At 55.9% G+C, this 17,950-nt stretch carries 24 protein-coding genes; 11 read left to right on the top strand and 13 right to left on the bottom strand.

What is annotated here, in order from left to right:
• Positions 1–26: 26 nt before the first annotated feature.
• The 7 genes from tusD (at position 27) to NTD86_RS13830 (ending at position 3,826) form a co-directional block, all read left to right on the top strand.
• Complete coding sequence (tusD, locus tag NTD86_RS13860; protein ID WP_262203036.1) at positions 27–419, top strand: sulfurtransferase complex subunit TusD; 393 nt, start codon at positions 27–29, stop codon at positions 417–419.
• Between the two features lies 1 nt (position 420).
• The gene (gene tusC, locus NTD86_RS13855) at positions 421–783 is read left to right on the top strand and encodes a sulfurtransferase complex subunit TusC (RefSeq protein WP_262203035.1); all 363 of its coding nucleotides are present in this window, start codon (positions 421–423) and stop codon (positions 781–783) included.
• A complete protein-coding gene (gene tusB, locus NTD86_RS13850; protein ID WP_262203034.1) occupies positions 783–1,082 on the top strand; it encodes a sulfurtransferase complex subunit TusB in 300 nt (99 codons plus the stop codon). The genes tusC and tusB overlap by 1 nt, the downstream gene beginning before the upstream one ends.
• Positions 1,079–1,414, top strand: coding sequence for a TusE/DsrC/DsvC family sulfur relay protein (locus NTD86_RS13845; RefSeq protein ID WP_262203033.1), 336 nt, complete (start codon positions 1,079–1,081; stop codon positions 1,412–1,414). Before tusB ends, NTD86_RS13845 begins: the two co-directional genes overlap by 4 nt.
• Positions 1,411–2,415: a glycosyl transferase family protein gene (locus NTD86_RS13840; RefSeq protein WP_262203032.1), complete on the top strand. Its 1,005-nt coding sequence runs from the start codon at positions 1,411–1,413 to the stop codon at positions 2,413–2,415. The genes NTD86_RS13845 and NTD86_RS13840 overlap by 4 nt, the downstream gene beginning before the upstream one ends.
• Before the next feature lie 88 nt (positions 2,416–2,503).
• On the top strand, positions 2,504–3,502 hold the full coding sequence (locus NTD86_RS13835; protein ID WP_262203031.1) for a glutathione S-transferase family protein: 999 nt from the start codon (positions 2,504–2,506) through the stop codon (positions 3,500–3,502).
• 96 nt (positions 3,503–3,598) lie between these two features.
• The gene (locus NTD86_RS13830; RefSeq protein ID WP_262203030.1) at positions 3,599–3,826 is read left to right on the top strand and encodes a YheU family protein; all 228 of its coding nucleotides are present in this window, start codon (positions 3,599–3,601) and stop codon (positions 3,824–3,826) included.
• Here the strand turns inward: NTD86_RS13830 and NTD86_RS13825 are convergent.
• Together NTD86_RS13825 and NTD86_RS13820 are read right to left on the bottom strand one after the other, a co-directional pair.
• On the bottom strand, positions 3,823–4,026 hold the full coding sequence (locus NTD86_RS13825; protein ID WP_262203029.1) for a carbon storage regulator: 204 nt from the start codon (positions 4,024–4,026) through the stop codon (positions 3,823–3,825). The genes NTD86_RS13830 and NTD86_RS13825 overlap by 4 nt on opposite strands.
• Positions 4,027–4,200: 174 nt before the next feature.
• Positions 4,201–4,533: a YnfA family protein gene (locus tag NTD86_RS13820; protein WP_262203028.1), complete on the bottom strand. Its 333-nt coding sequence runs from the start codon at positions 4,531–4,533 to the stop codon at positions 4,201–4,203.
• Between the two features lie 204 nt (positions 4,534–4,737).
• Here NTD86_RS13820 and NTD86_RS13815 point away from each other — a divergent pair, with 204 nt between their 5' ends.
• Positions 4,738–4,890 carry a DUF3309 family protein gene (locus NTD86_RS13815; RefSeq protein WP_410016981.1) on the top strand — a complete coding sequence of 51 codons (153 nt, stop codon included), beginning with the start codon at positions 4,738–4,740 and terminating at the stop codon, positions 4,888–4,890.
• Positions 4,891–4,955: 65 nt separating this feature from the next.
• Here the strand turns inward: NTD86_RS13815 and NTD86_RS13810 are convergent, their stop codons facing one another.
• From NTD86_RS13810 to NTD86_RS13790, 5 genes are all read right to left on the bottom strand, one after another.
• Entirely contained in the window at positions 4,956–7,040 is a 2,085-nt protein-coding gene (locus NTD86_RS13810) for an LTA synthase family protein (protein WP_262203027.1), read from the bottom strand.
• A 328-nt stretch (positions 7,041–7,368) separates the two neighbouring features.
• Positions 7,369–8,244 carry a polyamine aminopropyltransferase gene (gene speE / locus NTD86_RS13805; RefSeq protein ID WP_262203026.1) on the bottom strand — a complete coding sequence of 292 codons (876 nt, stop codon included), beginning with the start codon at positions 8,242–8,244 and terminating at the stop codon, positions 7,369–7,371.
• 207 nt (positions 8,245–8,451) lie between these two features.
• A complete protein-coding gene (locus NTD86_RS13800) occupies positions 8,452–8,643 on the bottom strand; it encodes a PLD nuclease N-terminal domain-containing protein (RefSeq protein ID WP_262203025.1) in 192 nt (63 codons plus the stop codon).
• Positions 8,644–8,727: 84 nt separating this feature from the next.
• A complete protein-coding gene (locus NTD86_RS13795) occupies positions 8,728–9,258 on the bottom strand; it encodes a hypothetical protein (protein ID WP_262203024.1) in 531 nt (176 codons plus the stop codon).
• A 71-nt stretch (positions 9,259–9,329) separates the two neighbouring features.
• The gene (locus NTD86_RS13790) at positions 9,330–9,863 is read right to left on the bottom strand and encodes an ankyrin repeat domain-containing protein (protein ID WP_262203023.1); all 534 of its coding nucleotides are present in this window, start codon (positions 9,861–9,863) and stop codon (positions 9,330–9,332) included.
• 312 nt (positions 9,864–10,175) lie between these two features.
• Between NTD86_RS13790 and NTD86_RS13785 the strand changes: the two genes are divergently transcribed.
• On the top strand, positions 10,176–10,454 hold the full coding sequence (locus NTD86_RS13785; RefSeq protein WP_262203022.1) for a DUF3509 domain-containing protein: 279 nt from the start codon (positions 10,176–10,178) through the stop codon (positions 10,452–10,454).
• A 93-nt stretch (positions 10,455–10,547) separates the two neighbouring features.
• On the opposite strand, the gene mtnC is transcribed toward NTD86_RS13785, so the two are convergent.
• The 5 genes from mtnC to aroC form a co-directional block, all read right to left on the bottom strand.
• The gene (gene mtnC / locus NTD86_RS13780) at positions 10,548–11,234 is read right to left on the bottom strand and encodes an acireductone synthase (protein ID WP_262203021.1); all 687 of its coding nucleotides are present in this window, start codon (positions 11,232–11,234) and stop codon (positions 10,548–10,550) included.
• A 9-nt stretch (positions 11,235–11,243) separates the two neighbouring features.
• A complete protein-coding gene (locus NTD86_RS13775) occupies positions 11,244–11,789 on the bottom strand; it encodes a 1,2-dihydroxy-3-keto-5-methylthiopentene dioxygenase (RefSeq protein ID WP_262203020.1) in 546 nt (181 codons plus the stop codon).
• A 102-nt stretch (positions 11,790–11,891) separates the two neighbouring features.
• Positions 11,892–12,512 carry a methylthioribulose 1-phosphate dehydratase gene (locus NTD86_RS13770; protein WP_262203019.1) on the bottom strand — a complete coding sequence of 207 codons (621 nt, stop codon included), beginning with the start codon at positions 12,510–12,512 and terminating at the stop codon, positions 11,892–11,894.
• Entirely contained in the window at positions 12,509–13,657 is a 1,149-nt protein-coding gene (locus tag NTD86_RS13765; protein WP_262203018.1) for an MFS transporter, read from the bottom strand. Before NTD86_RS13765 ends, NTD86_RS13770 begins: the two co-directional genes overlap by 4 nt.
• Positions 13,658–13,691: 34 nt before the next feature.
• Positions 13,692–14,783: a chorismate synthase gene (gene aroC / locus NTD86_RS13760; RefSeq protein WP_262203017.1), complete on the bottom strand. Its 1,092-nt coding sequence runs from the start codon at positions 14,781–14,783 to the stop codon at positions 13,692–13,694.
• Positions 14,784–14,928: 145 nt separating this feature from the next.
• On the opposite strand from aroC, the gene NTD86_RS13755 reads away from it, so the two are divergent.
• On the top strand, positions 14,929–15,924 hold the full coding sequence (locus NTD86_RS13755) for an alpha/beta hydrolase (protein ID WP_262203016.1): 996 nt from the start codon (positions 14,929–14,931) through the stop codon (positions 15,922–15,924).
• Between the two features lie 59 nt (positions 15,925–15,983).
• Positions 15,984–16,775 (top strand): hypothetical protein, encoded by a 792-nt coding sequence (locus tag NTD86_RS13750; protein ID WP_262203015.1) that lies wholly within the window; start codon positions 15,984–15,986, stop codon positions 16,773–16,775.
• Positions 16,776–16,813: 38 nt separating this feature from the next.
• Here the strand turns inward: NTD86_RS13750 and prmB are convergent, their stop codons facing one another.
• Positions 16,814–17,722, bottom strand: coding sequence for a 50S ribosomal protein L3 N(5)-glutamine methyltransferase (gene prmB, locus NTD86_RS13745; protein ID WP_262203014.1), 909 nt, complete (start codon positions 17,720–17,722; stop codon positions 16,814–16,816).
• Positions 17,723–17,950: the final 228 nt, after the last annotated feature.

Below are 17,950 nucleotides of genomic sequence, written 5' to 3'. Positions count from 1 at the left end.
CCGCAGATTTGCTGACAGAGTTGACCATGAAATTTGCCATTGCCCTTTATTCAGCAGCCCATACGCCCTCTTCTCGCCGTGCCCTGCGTTTTGCCGAAGCGGCGCTGGCTAGCGGTCACGAGATCGTGCGGCTGTTCTTCTATCAGGACGGCGTACATAGCGCCTCAAGCAATGTGGTCACACCGCAAGATGAGCAAGATATCGCGCAACAGTGGGCTGCATTCGTCAGCCAGCATCAGTTGGACGGCGTGGTGTGCATTGCGGCCGCGTTGCGCCGTGGTGTGTTGAATGAAGAGGAAGCTGCCCGCTACGAGCGCCAGGCGGTCAATTTGATAGCACCGTGGGAATTGTCTGGTCTGGGCCAGCTTCACGACGCCATTCAATCCGCCGATCGGCTGATCTGCTTCGGAGGGCCTTGAGATGGCTAAATCGCTGTTGATTATCAGCCGTCAGGCACCATGGTCGGGGCCAAGCGCCCGAGAGGCACTGGATATCGTGCTGGCCGGTGGAGCCTTTGATCTGCCGATTGCGCTGGTGTTCATGGACGATGGTGTGTTCCAACTCGCTCCCGGACAAAACGCTGCGGCGCTTCAGCAAAAGAACCTTCAGGCCAATCTGCAAGCCTTGTCGTTGTTCGGAATTGATGACGTTTTTGCCTGCAGCCACAGCCTGACCGAACGTGGGATGTCGCCCGCCAGCCTGGCAGTCGATGATGTCCAAGCGCTTTCAACCGATGAGGTGCGCGCTCTTATTGACCGTTTTGACCAAGTGATAACCCTCTGATGACGACTTTACACGTCCTGAGCCACTCGCCTTTCTCAGACACGCGCTTAAGCAGTTGCTTACGTGTTCTAGGCAACGATGATGCGCTGTTGCTAACAGGCGACGCGGTTTATGCACTACAGCCCCAGAGCAACCCTCTGAAGGCCTTGGAAGAAAAGAGCTCCACGCTCAAGCTCTTTGTCCTCGACGAAGATTTGCTCGCGCGCAACCTCCAATGCCCATCGTGGGCGAAAGCGGTTGATTACCCTGCCTTTGTCGAGCTGTCGATTCACTATGACAAGGTCAACAGTTGGCTATGAACACCCTTCTCCTGAATGGCAAAGAAATTGCGCTGGATAAAGACGGCTACCTGGTGGAGTTAAATGACTGGTCTGCCGAGGTCGCCCACGCCTTGGCAGCTCAGGCGCAGATCGAATTGAGCCCCGAGCATTGGGAGATCCTTGAATTGCTGCGCAGCTTCTATCAGGAGTTCGAGCTGTCACCGGCCACGCGTCCGCTAATCAAGTACACGGCGCTCAAGCTAGGTCCTGAAAAAGGCAACAGCTTGCACCTCAACCGTCTATTTAATGGCACCCCCGCCAAGCTCGCTGCCAAGCTGGCGGGCCTGCCAAAACCGACCAACTGCCTATGAATACTCCAATTACTGCGCTGACGCTCGAAACACCGGCCGAACACCCTTTCGCGCAATTTGTGCGCATTCTGGGCAAGGGCAAACGCGGCGCCCGCAGCTTGACCCGCGAAGAAGCTCGTCAAGCCATGGGCATGCTGCTCGACGAAAAGGTCGAGGACACGCAATTGGGCGCCTTCCTGATGTTGTTGCGTCATAAAGAAGAAAGCCCCGAAGAATTGGCCGGTTTTACCGAAGCCGTGCGCGAACGCCTGACGGCGCCCGCAATCAACGTTGATATCGACTGGCCGACGTATGCAGGCAAAAAACGTCATCTACCCTGGTATCTGTTGGCGGCCAAATGCCTGGCGCAAAACGGCGTTCGTATTCTGATGCACGGCGGCGGCGCACATACCGCCGGGCGCCTGTACACCGAACAATTGCTGGGCGAACTTGGCATCCCGCTGTGCCGTGATTGGCACAGCGTTGAAACCGCGCTAAACACCACTCACTTGGCGTTTATCCCGTTGCAGGATTGGGCGCCGCAATTACAGCGCATGATTGATCTTCGCAACACTCTGGGCCTGCGCTCACCTATCCACTCATTGGCGCGCGTGCTCAACCCGCTTGGCGCCCGCTGCGGTTTGCAAAGCATTTTCCATCCTGGCTATCAGAGCGTGCACCGTGAGGCCAGTGGTTTGCTGGGCGACACCAGCATCGTGATCAAAGGCGACGGCGGCGAGATTGAAATCAACCCGGACACCGCCAGCCATTTGTATGGCACGACGGCAGGCGTCAATTGGGATGAAGAATGGCCAGCGCTGTCGGCCCGGCGCCATGTAAAGCCCGCCTCACTTGACCCGGAGCATCTCAAGGCGCTTTGGCGGGGCGACATCGAAGACAGTTACCCGCAATTGGCCCTGCTCTCGACTATGGCTCTGGCTTTGCGTGGGCTGGGCACTGCGCGAGAACAAGCGCTCGAGCTGGCTCAGCAGTATTGGGATAACCGCGACAAATCGATTTAACCGATCGTTAACCCCGAGGTTTTGCACTATTCGTCCGAACTCAGGCCCTTAGACTGGGCTCCAACGCACAATTGCCAAGGAGCACACTATGGGCCTGTTGATCGATGGACACTGGCATGACCAGTGGTACAAAAGCAGCAAAGACGGCGCCTTCGAGCGTGAACAAGCACAACGCCGCAACTGGGTGACAACCGATGGGGCTCCGGGCCCAACCGGCACGGGCGGTTTTGCGGCGCAAGCCGGCCGCTACCATCTGTATGTATCACTGGCCTGCCCATGGGCCCACCGCACGCTCATTACTCGCAAGCTCAAAGGCCTCGACGCCCTGGTCGATGTTTCGGTGGTCAGTTGGCTGATGCTCGAAGACGGCTGGACGTTCGATAAAGCGCATGGGTCAACGGGCGATAAACTGGACGACCTGCGCGTCATGTATCAACGCTACACCCGCGACACGCCCGACTACACTGGCCGCGTAACCGTCCCGGTATTGTGGGATTCGCAGCGCCAATGCATTGTCAGCAACGAATCCGCCGACATCATTCGTATGTTTAACAGCGCATTCAATGAGCTGACCGGCAATACGCTGAATCTGTATCCGCAGGCATTAGCCGTTGACATCGACCGTTGGAACGCCAGCATTTACCCGGCACTGAACAATGGCGTCTATCGCGCCGGCTTCGCCACGTCGCAATCTGCTTACGAGCAAGCCTATGATGATGTGTTTCATGAGCTTGAGCAGCTTGAGCGATACCTGGCAACTCATCGCTACCTGGCAGGTGAGTATCTGACCGAAGCTGACGTACGACTCTTCACAACGCTGATTCGCTTTGACGCGGTGTACTACAGCCACTTCAAATGCAATGAACGCCGCGTTGTCGATTATCCAAACCTGTGCAACTGGTTGCTTGAACTCTATCAATGGCCCGGGGTGGCGCAAACTGTGGACTTCACTCACATCAAAGGGCACTACTACGCCAGTCATCGCACGATCAACCCTACCGGGATCATTCCTAAAGGCCCTGCACTTAACTTCGACAAACCCCATGATCGTGCTCGACTCACGGGCAAAGGCATCTGGCAGCGCTAGCCAGACAGACACAATCAGCAGTGCAACGATGCTACAGGGCTAGCCGTACAGGCCTCAGGCCAGTAGCATCGCCCGGACTGTTTACGAGATCGCCCCATGCTTATTCCTTACGACCAGCTTGAACCAGACACCCTTACCCGCCTGATTGAAGACTTCGTCAGCCGCGATGGCACTGACAACGGTGATGACACGCCACAAGAGACCCGCGTCCTGCGGGTGCGCCACGCTCTGAGCAAAGGGCAAGCCGTTATTTTCTTTGATCTGGAAAGCCAGCAATGCCAATTGGTACCCAAGCATGCCGTACCCAAAGAGCTCTTTGATTAACGTTTGAGTAAAGGCTCGATGGTCAAATGACCAGCAAACTTGTTTTTGATCCGTTCAAAAATTTCGGCCCGGTGCACACTGACGTTCTTGGGGGCTTCAACCCCAAGACGCACGTGGCTGCCACTGACGCAAATGACATGAATGATAATGTCTTCGCCGATACAGAAATGTTCTCCGCTAACGCGTTTAAGTATTTGCATGGCTCTCATCCTTAAAGGTATGTGGCCACGAAGACTGAACCGCGCAAAACGCCACTTCAATCCCTACACAACAATTCAGTTGTGGCTTACTTTTATCGGAATTACACCCTACGCAATAAAGTTAAATGTCCTACAAGACACCTGTCGAAAATTCCTCATCAAAGGCACATTGTCCTACTGGGCGGAAAAACGTGGCCCCAGCAAAATGATCGTTGCTCCAATGACGCACAGCACCAGGCCAATCCAGTCAGACCCTAATGGTCGGACTCGTTCAACCACCGCCAGCCAGGCGATAGACGTTACGATGTAGATCCCGCCGTACGCGGCATAGGCCCGTCCCGCATAAGCCGCTTCGACCTTGGTCAAAAGCAGTGCAAACACCGCCAGGCTCAACACAGCCGGCACTACCCACAACACACTCTTGCCTTGGCGCAGCCACATCCAGAACCCGTAGCAGCCTGCAATCTCAAACAGGGCCGCTAAAAAAAACCAAACGTAATTAAGCATCGATATTTCCCTCCCTAGACAAGCGCGCCACCCTACCCGGCCGACTTTGGCCAGGCAATACCCCACGCTTAACAAGCCGCGCCAAATAAAAAGTTGAATTTTCCTCGCTCCATGCAAGTCGGACTTATTAAGAGCGTACGTAGCAGTGGATACAACGCCCACTGAGCGCCGTCCTTACTGACATCCATCAATGAGGAAATAGTCATGACCCTGATTCTTCTGATCATCCTGATCTTGCTGCTGGTGGGCGGACTGCCAGTTTTCCCTCACTCAAGAAACTGGGGCTATGGGCCCTCCGGCCTTATCGGCACGGTGCTGGTTGTGCTGTTGATACTGCTTCTGCTTGGAAAGATATAACGGCGCGACCACTGAAATACGCGCGAAAAAAAGAGGCCATAAGGCCTCTTCTTTTTTACATCGAGTTACTTCGGATCAACTACACCGGCTGTGTTATCCAACAAGCTCTTGGTCGCCGTCTGCAAGAAGGATTCGAGCTTCTTCTTGAGTTCGGCTTCGTCTGGCGAGTCGGTCACGACTTTAGCCCCCGGGTTAGGCCCCAAATTGTATTGCCAAACCTTGGCGGGCATGTCTTTAGGCTGAACCAGCAGATGATCGCCACTGATGATGGCCACGGTCTGATCGTTGCCCGACGGCTTGATCACGCCTGAACCCTTGTCGCCTTCCGGCAGGTTCAACAGGTCACGGCCCCAGCATTGCTGACGGAACTCGCCACCCAGACGGCCCATGATGGTCGGCACAATGTCGATCTGAGTGCCCACGGTATCAACCCGTGCACCGAACTTCTCCTGGATGCCCGGCCCGATCAACAACAGCGGAACGTTGAAACGTCCAAGGTCCATTTCCGAGATCTGTTGTTCGTTGCCAAAACCGTGGTCACCCACGATCACAAACAGGGTTTCCTTGAAGTACGGCTCTTTGCGCGCCTTCTCGAAGAATTGACCCAACGCCCAGTCTGAATAACGCATGGCGGTCAAATGTTCGTTCAACGAGCCACGGTCGGTTACGCGCTCAACAGGCAATGGAGTCGGCAAGGCGTATGGCGTGTGGTTGGACAGGGTTTGCAGCAATGCATAGAACGGCTCTTTGCCTTCACGCTTTTTCAGCTCCTCGAGGCCACGGTTGAACATGTCCTGGTCGGACACACCCCACGTAGGATCCGAGAACACAGGGTTCACGAAGTCGTTACGCCCTACGAAAGTGGTCATACCCTGGTTGCTGAAGAAACCAGACTGGTTGTCCCAGGCAAAATCGCCGTTGTAGACATACACATCATCGTACTTACGCGCACTGAGCAGTTCCGGCAGACCGGACAGCTTGTGGCTGCCTTCCGGGGTCTGCATCAGGTATTCAAAACCCGGCAGGTTCGGGAAGCACGCCATAGTGGCGAACATGCCCTGGTGCGTGTGCGTACCGTTGGAGAAGAAACGCTCGAACAGCAAGCCTTCCTTGGCCAGGTTGTCGAAGTAAGGTGTCACATTGCCCGGGCGGCCCAGTGCACCCACTGAGTGGCCGGCGAAGCTTTCCATCAGGATGACCACGACGTTCTTGATCGGCAGGGTCTTTTCTTCTGGCGGCGTGGTATCACGGCGCACAGGTGCCGTATCCGGGTCGACCAGTTTGTCGTTCTCGGTCAGCAGCATGTCACGCACGGTCTGCTGAGCCTCTGGTTGCGGCAGGTTGGCCTTCCAGATATTGCTGCGCTCGTCAGAGAAACGGCTCTGCGCTGCGGAGATCAGCGACAAGGAACCATTGAGGCCCAACTGGTTGGCGAAGTTGGAATCGGTTGTGTAGGCATCACCCCAGCGAAGTGGAGGACCTTGACGCAGCGTGCCACGAGCAGCGACCACACACACCACCAGAATCACCATGAACACGGCAATGCGCGCGTACCACGGGGCAACCGCACGCTTGGCGTCGGATGTCGCAGCGCCCTGGCTGGCCTGTGTACGGGTCAGACGGTCTGCACCTTTGAAGGCAAAATAAAGGATCACTGTACCCACGGCCCAGGCCAGCAGATAACGCACCACCGGGAAGCCGTACCACAGCATGCTCATCACGGTTTTCGGATCTTCCTTCACATACTGGAAGACCAGACCGTTGAGGCGCTGGTGAAACTCGCGGTAGAAGTCCAACTCCATCAGGCCCAGAAAAAACGCCAGGCTGGAGGCTGCAGTGAGCCAGAAACGCATGGTGCCGCGCAGGCGCATGGCATGCGCGCTGAGCAACGACAGCAGCAACGGAATGCTGAGATAAACCACGATGCGCAAGTCAAAGCGCAGACCATTGAAAAAGGCTTCTAGGAAAGTCGAGGCCGGGGTATCCAGGATCATTTCCCGGTTGTAAACCAGCAATGCCACCCGCAACAGGGTAAACATCAGCATCATGATCAAGGCGCTGAGCAGCGTAAACGCCAGATGCGATTTGACGGTCGGTTGCAACACTCGCTTGGCAGCGTTCTGTTGTTTTAAGGCGTCCGGGTTTGCCATGTCGTTAAAGGACCCATTGGTTCAAGTTGAAGTGGCTTTTCTGTGCACGGCCAGCACCTGCGCCAAGAAGGCACACATGCAGGGAGCTCATGCGCGGGCGGGCAAATGTTGCACGATCACCGGTGGTTTACCACTGATACTGCACCCTTAAATGCACAGGGTTTGGCTCGACATCTGAATGGGAAATCCAGATGGGTGTCTTCTGAGAAGCCATCGAGCCGAAATTTTGCACGCAAATTGTCAGGCACGGCACGTGAAAATTTTGTGCAAAAGCATAATTTGAAACATAAGAAAGGGCCTTTCGGCCCTTTCTGGTAGTTGCTGTGCGTTACGTGTTGCTTGGCTTGTTAATCGCCTGCAATACATATTGCGGCAAAGCGAAAGAGCCAATGTGCACTTCCGGATTGTAATAGCGGGTCACGATGCCACTGCCGGCGAAACGCTGACGCAAGGTTTCGAGCGGCAACTTACGGTAATCGCTGTGGGTCGAGCCCCAGGCAAACGTCATCGAACCACCGATATAAGTCGGTACGGCTGCTTGATAGAAGTGCCAGTCGGCAAACAGACCGCGCATGCGCTCGGCGGTAGTTTTAACTTCTTCCAGTTGCATGAACGGCGTACCGTTCTGGGTTACCAGAACACCGCCTTCATTCAGGCAGCGGTGACACGCCTGATAGAAGTTTTCCGAGAACAGAACTTCCGCCGGCCCGATAGGGTCGGTGGAGTCCGAGATGATCACGTCGAACTTTTCTTCAGTGGTCGCGACAAAACGCATGCCGTCATCGATCACAAGGTTCAGACGCGGATCGTCATAGGCCCCTTTGGAATGGTTGGGCAGAAACTCTTTGCACATCTCTACGACGGTACCGTCGATCTCGACCATGGTGATGTGTTCAATGTCAGCGTACTTAGTGACTTCACGCAGCATGCCACCATCACCGCCCCCGATGATCAGGACCCGCTTGACCGCGCCGTGAGCCAGAATCGGCACGTGGGTCAGCATCTCGTGGTAAATGAACTCGTCCTTTTCGGTGGTCTGAATGACCCCGTCCAGCGCCATCACCCGGCCCATCACCGGGTTTTCGAAGATCACCAGACGCTGGTGCTCAGTGCGCACTTCGTGCAGCAGCTTGTCCATACGAAAACGCTGGCCATAACCTTCATAGAGCGTTTCGAGATAGTCGGTGCTAAGTACTTCAGTCATGAGAAGTCCCTTTGAATGCTGATGGCAACGGACGGTCACCCGCCCATGATCGACAGTTGAGCTACGCACCACTTGCACGGCACATAGATTCAACTGCCCAAGAAAGGCGCGCATTCTACGTCGAGGAGCATGACAGGTCGAACCTTGACACTGACAAACTCAGTGGGTGACGACAATTCGGGGCATCACCACCCACTGATCGACGGCCTAAATGCGTACATTGCCCCGCGGCCCGGCGATGGCCCAAATAATCAGCCCAAGCACCGGCAAGAAGATAATCAACAGCACCCACAGGATTTTCATCCCGGTTTCGGCATTACTTTTGAGCACATTGATGATGGCCCAAATATCCAGCGCCAGAATAATCAGACCGATCAGACCATTAAACGTCGAACCCATGATGTTGCTCCTGAGTGAGTGCGTGTTTACTTAGGATAGTCAGCTCTACCAAGGGTTCCGTTTTTTATTGCATGCGCCCACCCATCAGACGTGAACAGCGACTTTCAACGCTTCCAGCGCCGGCGCGGCACTGATCCCTACTTCGGCGCACAACGCCAGCACCCGCGGCACGTCATTGCCATACACCAGCACCATTTGCAGCTCGTCATCAAGCGGCTGGCTCAGGTTAACCAGCACGTAGCCGCCGTTTTCACGGTTCATGCTGCCCATCTGGATCTGGATACGGTTGAGCGCAGTCAACGCTTCGGTTTTAGCGAGTTGCTTGGGTTTGATATTGAAAGGAACGTCAGGGCCGAACGAGGCCACAATCTGGGTAAACAACTCGACATAGGTGTCGGCCTGGAACAGCACCGTGTCCGGCAGGCTGCCGATCACCACCCATTCTCCCAGCGGAATAGGAAAAGTATCGTCGTAGTTGATGTCCGGATTGGCAGTTAGAAAAGCGTCCTGATCGGCGTAGGCCTGCGCCGCCTCATCAGCGATCTTCAGTATCTCGTCATCGCCCATGCACCCAGAGCTGATTTTGCTGATGAGTTCAACGAGAGTGTTTTTCATGGGCAAGGCCTGTCACAAGGAAAATTGAGGGCGCGCAGGATATATCAAATGCGCGCCTCAAGGGCATGTAATCAGCCCAGCAGCTCATCCAACAACGCGATGCTTTGCGTAGCACCCATGGTCTTGGCCGCATCCAGCGCAGTGATGCCGTTGGCATCCTTGGCTTTGGGATCAGCACCTTTGCTGACCAGGTACTTGATGATTTCTGTGCGATTGAACATCGCCGCCATCATCAGCGCTGTGCGGCCATCAGCCGAAGCACCCTCGACGTTCGCCCCACCCTCGACCAAGGTTTTAGTCATCGCCAGATCGCCCTTGAAGGCAGCGCCAGCAATGGGGCTTTGACCATTGTCATTGCGCATTTCAGGGTCAGCCTGGTGCTCAAGCAGCACCTTCACAGCTTCAACATGCCCGTGGTAACTGGCCAGCATCAACAAGGTATCGCCCTTGTGATTACGCAGGTTGGCCGGCAACCCCTTGCTCAACAGCGCTGCCAGCATGGCGGCGTCGCCTTCGCGAGCCTTGTTGAACACCTGCTCGGCAAAGTCTGCCGCTTCCTCGGGGGTCATCTGCCGCGATTGATCGACTGGCTTTTGGTCTGACATTTGAGGCTCCAGATTGACTACACAAAGCCCTAGTTTCCTGAGAGCAACTAAATGTGTCATCCCTTTTTTGCTCAAGGCCGTCATAGATACAATCAATCAACGTCACCGCTGACCTCAGTACGCTCAAACCATGATGCAAGTGGGCAAAATGCAGGATGCATGATGGCTATTCATGCAAAATGCACGAAATCCGCATTTTCAAAAACATACAAATCATTGATTTATAAGGAATTTTTCAAAACTGGATACTGGCACAATCGCTGCTACCTTTACTCCATGCAAGCACTTGATGAGCTAATGGAGCCTAATCACATGAGCCTGATCCAAGAAAAATTCGCGTCCCTGTTCTCGAACTACACCGTCAACGTAAAACCTCGCCCGGATGGCGGTGTGTTGCTGACGCTGTGTGACAGCGAAGGCAAACAGACTCAGCGCGTTATTTCATACGCGCAGCTGCACACAGCTGAACAGTTGACGTGGGTGATCAGTGCTATTCGACGCGATCTGGCGGGCACTGCCGATGAACTGCCAACGATTTCTCTGCTACAAAGCCAGCACCGTTTTGCCCTGCCGACCTATCACACCCGCTAATAAGCCTTTAGCCGCCTGCAGGAGCGAGTCTGTCTCGTGATCTTTTGGTTTTAAAAAGATTGCGAGACAAGTTCGCTCCTGCAGCGTTATGGATTAAATGTCCGTGGGATCAATCTCGGCAAAGCTACTCACGGTGAGATGATCACCCAGCTTCTTCCCACCGTCTCGCGCCAGCCCGCAGGTTTGCATTCCGGCTTCTTGCGCCGCATCCAGCTCCTCTACGATGTCGGACAAAAACAGGATCTTGCCCGCCGGGCAACCGATGGCTTCGCTAATGTGCCGATACGACTGGGCCTCACGCTTGGGCCCTGAAGTGGTGTCGAAGTAACCATTGAACAACGGGGTCAGATCGCCCGCCTCAGAGCAGCCAAAGATCAGCTTCTGCGCCTGGATCGAACCTGACGAATACACGTACAAGTCATACCCTTGCTCATGCCAGGCTTTAAGCGCCGCCACGGCATCCGGGTAAACGTGCCCTTTGAGCACGCCCGCTTCGTACCCCTGTTTCCAGATCAAGCCTTGCAGCGCCTTGAGTGGCGTAGCCTTGCGATCCTCGGCGATCCATTGCAGCAAAATCTTGATCACCCGCTCAACATCCGCCTCGGGCTCGCCACTGTCCAGACGCACCGCGCCCAGTTGCACTGCAACCTCAGGGTTATCCGCGTGTTTACGAATGAAGTCGGGTAGATGCTTGACCGCAAATGGAAACAACACGTCAATCACAAAGCTGACAGCGCTGGTGGTGCCCTCAATGTCGGTAAGGATGGCTTTGATCGGCATAGAGATTCCTTAGTCTTCCAGGCGCGGGAAACGGTTGGCGATGTCTTCACCGGTGAAATTGGCAACCCAGCCTTCAGGGTTGTTGAACAGGCGAATGGCCACGAAATGCGGATGCTCACCCATGTCAAACCAGTGCGGAGTGCCCGCCGGGACTGAGATCAGATCGTTTTTTTCACACAGCACTGCATACACATAGTCGTCGATGTGCAGGGTAAAGAGCCCACGACCAGCAACGAAGAAACGCACTTCATCTTCGCCATGACGGTGTTCATCGAGGAACTTGGCGCGCAACTCGGCTTTTTGTGGGTGATCGCTGTTCAGGCTGATCACATCGACGGTCACATAGCCGTGCTCTGTCATCAGACGGTCAATCTGCGTGCGATAAGCGTTGATGACTTCTTCCTGGCTGGCGCCTGGCTGGATCGGCACAGCGGCCTGCCAGCGTTCAAAGCGAACACCCTGCTCGGCCAGCGTGGAGGCGATGTCATCGACGTGGGTCAATACCTTGTTCGGTAGATCAGGGCTCGACACGTGGTAAACGGAAAGGCTGCTCATGGATCTAGTTCCTCAGCTTCGGCGTGCACTTTCGGCCTTTTCCAGGCAGTTCAGGCAGACCGTTCTAATCAGGCGGTGAGCTTCTTCGAAGTGAAGTCAGCGTTAACGGTTGAGCACGGCGCGAGTTTTCAGCTCACATTCAAATAGAAACTCGAAGGCTTCGATCTGCCGCAAGGCATCGCTCATGCGCGCCCCCCAGGTATACAAGCCATGGCCGCGAATCAGATAGCCCACACAGTCAGGGTGCGCATCCAGCCACGGCTGAACCTTGGCAGCGAGACGCTCGATGTCCTGGTCATTGTCAAAAATCGGCACCAGCACCTTCGACTCATGAGTCGAAATGCCACTGAAGGCCTTTTGCAGCTCGTAATCTTCAAACTCGATGCTGTCACCGGGCGTCAAACGCGACAACACCGTGGCATTCACCGAATGCGTATGCAACACCGCTCCGATCTCCGGGCGCCAGCTGTAAAGCTGAGTGTGCAACAGCGTTTCTGCAGATGGCTTCTTGCCAGGTTCCAGACTATTGCCTGACAAATCCGTGGCCAGTACATCGTCCATGCCCAACTGGCCTTTGTGCTTGCCGGAGACCGTCAGCAGCGCTTCGCTGGCCGATAGCCGAGCCGAATAGTTGCTGCTGGTGGCCGGCGACCAGCCGCGGCCATATAAAAAACGCCCGGCTTCAATGATTTCCAGGCTCAAGTGTTCACGGGTAAGGCTCATGCCCTGTCCTCTTGCAGTCGAGTAGCGATGATAACGGCTGCAGCCAGTGCTGCGAGGCTTGCAATACTAAAGGTGATAGTCGGCCCGAGGGTGTTCCAGCTGTAACCGGCATACAAGGCGCCAGCCGCCCCGCCCATACCGGCGAGAGTGGCGTACAGCGCCTGCCCCTGCCCTTGCTGACCGGGGCCAAAACTGCGCTGCACGAAACTCATGGCAGACGCATGGAAACTGCCGAAAGTGGCTGCGTGAAGCAACTGCGCCAGCAGCAACACCCACAGATATTCGGCAAACGATCCCAGCATAAGCCAGCGCAAGGCAGCCAGGGCAAAGCTGGCCATCAACACGCGACGCACCGAGAACGTCAGCAAAATGCGGCGCATGGCCAGGAACATCAATACTTCGGCCACCACCCCCAAGGCCCACAGCATGCCGATCACGGCGCGGCTGTAGCCCAAGTCTTCAAGGTGCAAAGTGATAAAGGTGTAATACGGGCCATGACTCATTTGCATCAGCGCAACGGTGACGTAAAAAGCCAGCACGCCGGGGCTGCGCAATTGCTTGAAAAAGCCGCCTTCGAGTGGTTTTCGGCCCTGGCTGGAAGGTTGCGCATTGGGCACCCACAGGCTGCACAACACAATGCCGGCCATGATCACCACCAGCGCTACCGGGTAAATGTCCAGGCTCAGCCCTTCAAACAGACGCCCTAGAATGACCACGGTGAGAATAAACCCGATCGACCCCCACAACCGCACCTGGCTATAACGCTCGGGCTGTTCGCGCAGGTGGGCGAAGGTAATGACTTCAAACTGCGGCAGCACGGCGTGCCAAAAGAACGCATGCAATGCCATGACCAACGCCAGCCAAGCGTAGCTCTTGCTGATGAAGATCAGGCTGAAACCGAGCAAGGTACAAAACGCCCCCAGCCTTACGATCAGCAGGCGCTTGCCGGTGTAGTCCCCCAACCAGCCCCACAGGTTGGGGGCTACGCAGCGCATCAGCATCGGAATGGCGACCAACTCGCCGATACGCGCACTGGAAAAACCGAGGTGATGGAAGTACAGCGCCAGAAAAGGCGCTGTAGCACCGAGTAATGCGAAGTAAAAAAGGTAGAACCCTGACAAACGCCAGTAAGGAAGAGGCGCCATCGTCGTCAGACCATGGCGCTCAACGGCCACTGAATCACAGCTGACCCAATACAGGCGTGCTCACGCGCACATCAGCGTTTTGCCCGCGGTGGCGCAGCAAGTGGTCCATCAGCACGATGGCCATCATGGCTTCGGCAATCGGGGTTGCACGAATGCCCACACACGGGTCATGACGCCCCTTGGTGATGACGTCCACCGGATTGCCCTCTTTATCAATAGAGCGACCCGGCGTGGTGATGCTGGACGTTGGCTTGAGCGCCAGGTGCGCAACAATCGGCTGGCCTGACGAGATACCACCCAGAATGCCGCCCGCGTTGTTGCTTAGGAAGCCTTGGGGGGTCAATTCGTCACGGTGCTCGGTTCCGCGCTGGGCAACGCTGGCAAAGCCGGCGCCGATCTCGATGCCCTTGACCGCGTTGATGCTCATCAATGCGTGAGCCAGGTCGGCATCCAGCCGATCAAAAATAGGCTCGCCCAAACCAGGAATCACGCCCTCGGCGACCACGGTGATTTTCGCGCCCACGGAATCCTGATCACGACGCAGTTGATCCATGTAGGCCTCAAGTTCTGGCACTTTGTCGGGATCGGGGCTGAAAAAGGCGTTTTCTTCCACCGAATCCCAAGTCTTGAACGGGATTTCAATCGGGCCCAACTGGCTCATGTACCCGCGAATCACGATGCCCTGGGTAGCCAGGTATTTTTTCGCGATGGCTCCTGCGGCTACCCGCATGGCAGTTTCACGTGCAGAACTGCGCCCGCCTCCGCGATAATCGCGTTCGCCGTACTTGTGATGGTAGGTATAGTCGGCGTGGGCCGGACGGAACAAGTCCTTGATCGCCGAATAGTCCTTGGACTTCTGATCGGTATTGCGGATCAACAAACCGATGGCGCAGCCTGTGGTGCGGCCTTCAAACACACCGGATAGAATCTCGACTTCGTCGGCTTCCTGACGCTGTGTGGTATGGCGGCTAGTACCCGGTTTGCGGCGGTCCAGGTCACGTTGCAGGTCTTCAAGAGACAGCTCGAGCCCGGGTGGACAGCCATCTACAATAGCGACCAACGCCGGACCATGGCTTTCGCCTGCGGTGGTAACAGTGAACAGCTTGCCGAAGGTATTGCCGGACATTCAGGGAGCTCCGTGAAAATCAGCCTATAAACTAAGCTTGGATAACTAAGCGCGCCAGTATACGCAGGCTGCCTCTGTAGTTCATCCTCCAACCTTACTCATCCGGTTTTGTGCGACCGGCACTTTAAACAATGATGGCGTGACGATGCTGCGAATACTCCTTCTGCTTCTAACCCTGTTTGGTACTCAGGCCTTTGCGGCTATTCAGTCCAACGTCTTGTTGCGCCCCATTGAGCTGGATACCGGGTCCGGCACTCTTTATGGCTCGTTGGTGTTGCCAAAAAGTGACAAGCCAGTGCCGGTGGTGCTGCTCATTGCGGGCTCAGGCCCCACTGATCGCGATGGCAACAATCCGATTGGCGGGCGCAATGACAGTTTGAAAAAACTCGCCTGGCGCCTGGCGCAAAACAACATTGCCAGCGTTCGCTTCGACAAACGCGGCATTGCCCAAAGCCAGCCTGCCGGGCCGGATGAGCGGCAGTTGAGCCTGGATCAATACGTCAACGATGCCGTGGCCTGGGGCGAAAAGCTCAAGGCAGACCCGCGTTTTGGCAAAGTGTTTCTGCTGGGGCACAGTGAAGGCGCACTGATCGCAACCCTGGCCGCACCGCGCATCGAAGCCGCTGGGGTGATCTCCATTGCAGGTTCCGGGCGCCCGGTCGGTCAAGTGCTGCGCGAGCAACTGCAACGCAACAACCTGCCGCCTGCCCTGCTCAAAAGCAGCCTTGAACTGATCAGCAGCCTGGAAGCCGGACACACCGACGACAACGTGCCGCCGGGCCTTGAAGCGATTTTTCGCCCGAGCGTGCAGCCATACCTGATCAGCCTGCTGCGCTACAACCCGGCCAAAGCTTTTGCTGCGTTGAAGATGCCGGCCATGATCATTCAGGGCACCCATGACATTCAGGTCGACGTCAAGGATGCACGCCTGCTTAAAGCCGCCAAACCGGACGCCTCCCTGACCCTGGTACATGGCATGAACCACGTGATGCGCATTGTGCCCATGGACATGAAGCGCCAGGTACTGTCCTACAACGACCCGAACCAGCGCCTCGCAGGTGAAGTCGGTGACCGGATTGTGCGCTTTATCGCAAAAGTGAATGCCAGTCAGCCCTCCAGTCCTGCGCATAACGGCCGATAAGTCATTGTCGGCCGTCTGAATTGAGCCGACATACCGGGCTTGCACAGGATTCTGCCGTTATGAGCGACACCCCAACACAACCGGCCGACTCACCCGAGTCGGCAACGCCCGAGGTACCGCCGCGGCCTTGGGCTGATGTGCAGCCCGAGCATTTCAAAATGCTGCGTCTGGCACCGTTGCCAACCGATCGCAGCACCGGCGCGCGGCCTTTACGGTTCGTCCAGTTCGGCTATGCCGAACGTCACAATAAAGAACTGAGCCTGCTTCGTCTGAGCGTTTCGTTGCCCGGACAACACCTGCGCAAAGAGCAGAACCAACTTGATGTGTGGCTGGACCACAGCACCCAGCGCGTGAACATCAGCCCCGAACGAGGCCTGCTGGTAGAGCCATTGAATCGGGGGATCGGGCGCTTTCTCATGGCCCAGGCCGCACAATGGATACAAAAAAGAGCGTCGCGCTATCGCTTTGACAGCCTGGACCTGCCGACCAAGGACGCCCTGCACGAAGACATGCGCCTGCGCCGCGATCACTGCCTGCGCACCCAAGGGTTTGATGTGGTCTATGAAGATGCTCTGCATCGCAAGGCGCGGATTGAAGCGGGTCTGGCTGCTGACTTGTACAACACCTGGAACAACGAAAAAATTCAGTTTATCGAGATCCTCGACGCCGCCCAGATGCTCCAGCAGGCCGAGCAGCACCTGCAGGAACAAGAACAGAAACTGCGCGAAAAAGATGAAAAGATCAGCAAGTTCCAGCGCGAAGACACTGGCTTGCGCTTTACCATCACCTGCCTGGTGGCGTTTGCCGTGTTTCAGGCCGGATTATTGATCTGGATCGCCACCCATCGCTGAAGGCAGGCACACTGGCAGTGCCTGCCGGGTTCCACCCTTTAAACGCGTGCAGCAAACAGCGCCTGATGCTCGCGGCACTGCTCAGCGGTCAGCATAAACACGCCGTGGCCGCCCCGTTCAAAGTCAAGCCAGGCAAAATCCACTTCCGGGTACAGTGCTTGGACGTGCACCTGGCTGTTGCCCACCTCAACAATCAACAAGCCTTTTTCGGTCAGGTGATCAGCAGCTTCGGCCAACATCCGGCGAACCAGGTTCAAACCGTCTTCCCCGCAGGCCAGCCCCAGCTCGGGCTCATGCTGATACTCAGCAGGCATATCGGCGAAATCTTCAGCGTCTACATACGGAGGGTTCGACACGATCAGGTCAAAACGCTGGCCAGGCAAACTGTCGAAGCCATCGCCCTGCACCGTGTACACGCGCTCATCCACACCGTGGCGCTCAATGTTCTGATTGGCCACTTCCAACGCTTCAAACGACAGGTCAGCCAGCACCACCTCGGCGTTCTGGAACTCATCGGCGCACGCGATACCGATGCAACCCGAGCCGGTGCACAGGTCAAGAATCCGTGCAGGCTCGGCGGCCAACCAAGGCTCGAAGCGTTTTTCGATCAACTCACCGATCGGTGAACGCGGAATCAGCACGCGCTCATCGACAATAAACGACATGCCGCAGAACCACGCCTCGCCCAGCAAGTAAGCGGTCGGCACGCGCTCTTCAATGCGGCGCTTGAGCAAAAGTTGAAGATTTACCAGCTCGTCGTCTTCGAGGCGGCAATCGAGGTAACTGTCAGCAATTTCCCATGGCAGATTCAACGCGCCCAACACCAACTGACGGGCCTCGTCCCAGGCGTTGTCGGTGCCATGGCCAAAAAACAGATCTTCCCTGTGAAAATGGCTAACGGCCCAGCGAATATGGTCACGCAGTGTGCGCAGTCGGGAAGTGATCAACGGTCTTACTCCTCTAAATCGACCCACGATTCTAACAGCCAATTTCCGACGCGGCCAAAGTTGTGCCCAGAGGTCATCGAGGGCGCAGATTTCTGTTCGTCGAAATACATTGTAAAAATCTTAAAATCGTTACATTTCGTAGGTTTATGCGCGCATGCAATCTTTCTTGACATCGCTGTAGGCCAACAACGACGTGGCTTACACGACTAGCCATTCACATAAACGCTC

The organism is Pseudomonas sp. 7P_10.2_Bac1 (assembly GCF_025465935.1).
GTDB lineage: Bacteria > Pseudomonadota > Gammaproteobacteria > Pseudomonadales > Pseudomonadaceae > Aquipseudomonas.
Note: the sequence above shows the minus strand (reverse complement) of the source record. Positions and strands in the feature narration are given on the sequence as shown.

What these genes read in the sequence shown, in the direction of transcription:
- tusD (WP_262203036.1), top strand. Translation starts at nt 27, where the DNA reads ATGAAATTTGCCATTGCCCTTTATTCAGCAGCCCATACGCCCTCTTCT.
- tusC (WP_262203035.1), top strand. Translation starts at nt 421, where the DNA reads ATGGCTAAATCGCTGTTGATTATCAGCCGTCAGGCACCATGGTCGGGG.
- tusB (WP_262203034.1), top strand. Translation starts at nt 783, where the DNA reads ATGACGACTTTACACGTCCTGAGCCACTCGCCTTTCTCAGACACGCGC.
- NTD86_RS13845 (WP_262203033.1), top strand. Translation starts at nt 1,079, where the DNA reads ATGAACACCCTTCTCCTGAATGGCAAAGAAATTGCGCTGGATAAAGAC.
- NTD86_RS13840 (WP_262203032.1), top strand. Translation starts at nt 1,411, where the DNA reads ATGAATACTCCAATTACTGCGCTGACGCTCGAAACACCGGCCGAACAC.
- NTD86_RS13835 (WP_262203031.1), top strand. Translation starts at nt 2,504, where the DNA reads ATGGGCCTGTTGATCGATGGACACTGGCATGACCAGTGGTACAAAAGC.
- NTD86_RS13830 (WP_262203030.1), top strand. Translation starts at nt 3,599, where the DNA reads ATGCTTATTCCTTACGACCAGCTTGAACCAGACACCCTTACCCGCCTG.
- NTD86_RS13825 (WP_262203029.1), bottom strand. Translation starts at nt 4,026, where the DNA reads ATGCAAATACTTAAACGCGTTAGCGGAGAACATTTCTGTATCGGCGAA.
- NTD86_RS13820 (WP_262203028.1), bottom strand. Translation starts at nt 4,533, where the DNA reads ATGCTTAATTACGTTTGGTTTTTTTTAGCGGCCCTGTTTGAGATTGCA.
- NTD86_RS13815 (WP_410016981.1), top strand. Translation starts at nt 4,738, where the DNA reads ATGACCCTGATTCTTCTGATCATCCTGATCTTGCTGCTGGTGGGCGGA.
- NTD86_RS13810 (WP_262203027.1), bottom strand. Translation starts at nt 7,040, where the DNA reads ATGGCAAACCCGGACGCCTTAAAACAACAGAACGCTGCCAAGCGAGTG.
- speE (WP_262203026.1), bottom strand. Translation starts at nt 8,244, where the DNA reads ATGACTGAAGTACTTAGCACCGACTATCTCGAAACGCTCTATGAAGGT.
- NTD86_RS13800 (WP_262203025.1), bottom strand. Translation starts at nt 8,643, where the DNA reads ATGGGTTCGACGTTTAATGGTCTGATCGGTCTGATTATTCTGGCGCTG.
- NTD86_RS13795 (WP_262203024.1), bottom strand. Translation starts at nt 9,258, where the DNA reads ATGAAAAACACTCTCGTTGAACTCATCAGCAAAATCAGCTCTGGGTGC.
- NTD86_RS13790 (WP_262203023.1), bottom strand. Translation starts at nt 9,863, where the DNA reads ATGTCAGACCAAAAGCCAGTCGATCAATCGCGGCAGATGACCCCCGAG.
- NTD86_RS13785 (WP_262203022.1), top strand. Translation starts at nt 10,176, where the DNA reads ATGAGCCTGATCCAAGAAAAATTCGCGTCCCTGTTCTCGAACTACACC.
- mtnC (WP_262203021.1), bottom strand. Translation starts at nt 11,234, where the DNA reads ATGCCGATCAAAGCCATCCTTACCGACATTGAGGGCACCACCAGCGCT.
- NTD86_RS13775 (WP_262203020.1), bottom strand. Translation starts at nt 11,789, where the DNA reads ATGAGCAGCCTTTCCGTTTACCACGTGTCGAGCCCTGATCTACCGAAC.
- NTD86_RS13770 (WP_262203019.1), bottom strand. Translation starts at nt 12,512, where the DNA reads ATGAGCCTTACCCGTGAACACTTGAGCCTGGAAATCATTGAAGCCGGG.
- NTD86_RS13765 (WP_262203018.1), bottom strand. Translation starts at nt 13,657, where the DNA reads ATGGCGCCTCTTCCTTACTGGCGTTTGTCAGGGTTCTACCTTTTTTAC.
- aroC (WP_262203017.1), bottom strand. Translation starts at nt 14,783, where the DNA reads ATGTCCGGCAATACCTTCGGCAAGCTGTTCACTGTTACCACCGCAGGC.
- NTD86_RS13755 (WP_262203016.1), top strand. Translation starts at nt 14,929, where the DNA reads ATGCTGCGAATACTCCTTCTGCTTCTAACCCTGTTTGGTACTCAGGCC.
- NTD86_RS13750 (WP_262203015.1), top strand. Translation starts at nt 15,984, where the DNA reads ATGAGCGACACCCCAACACAACCGGCCGACTCACCCGAGTCGGCAACG.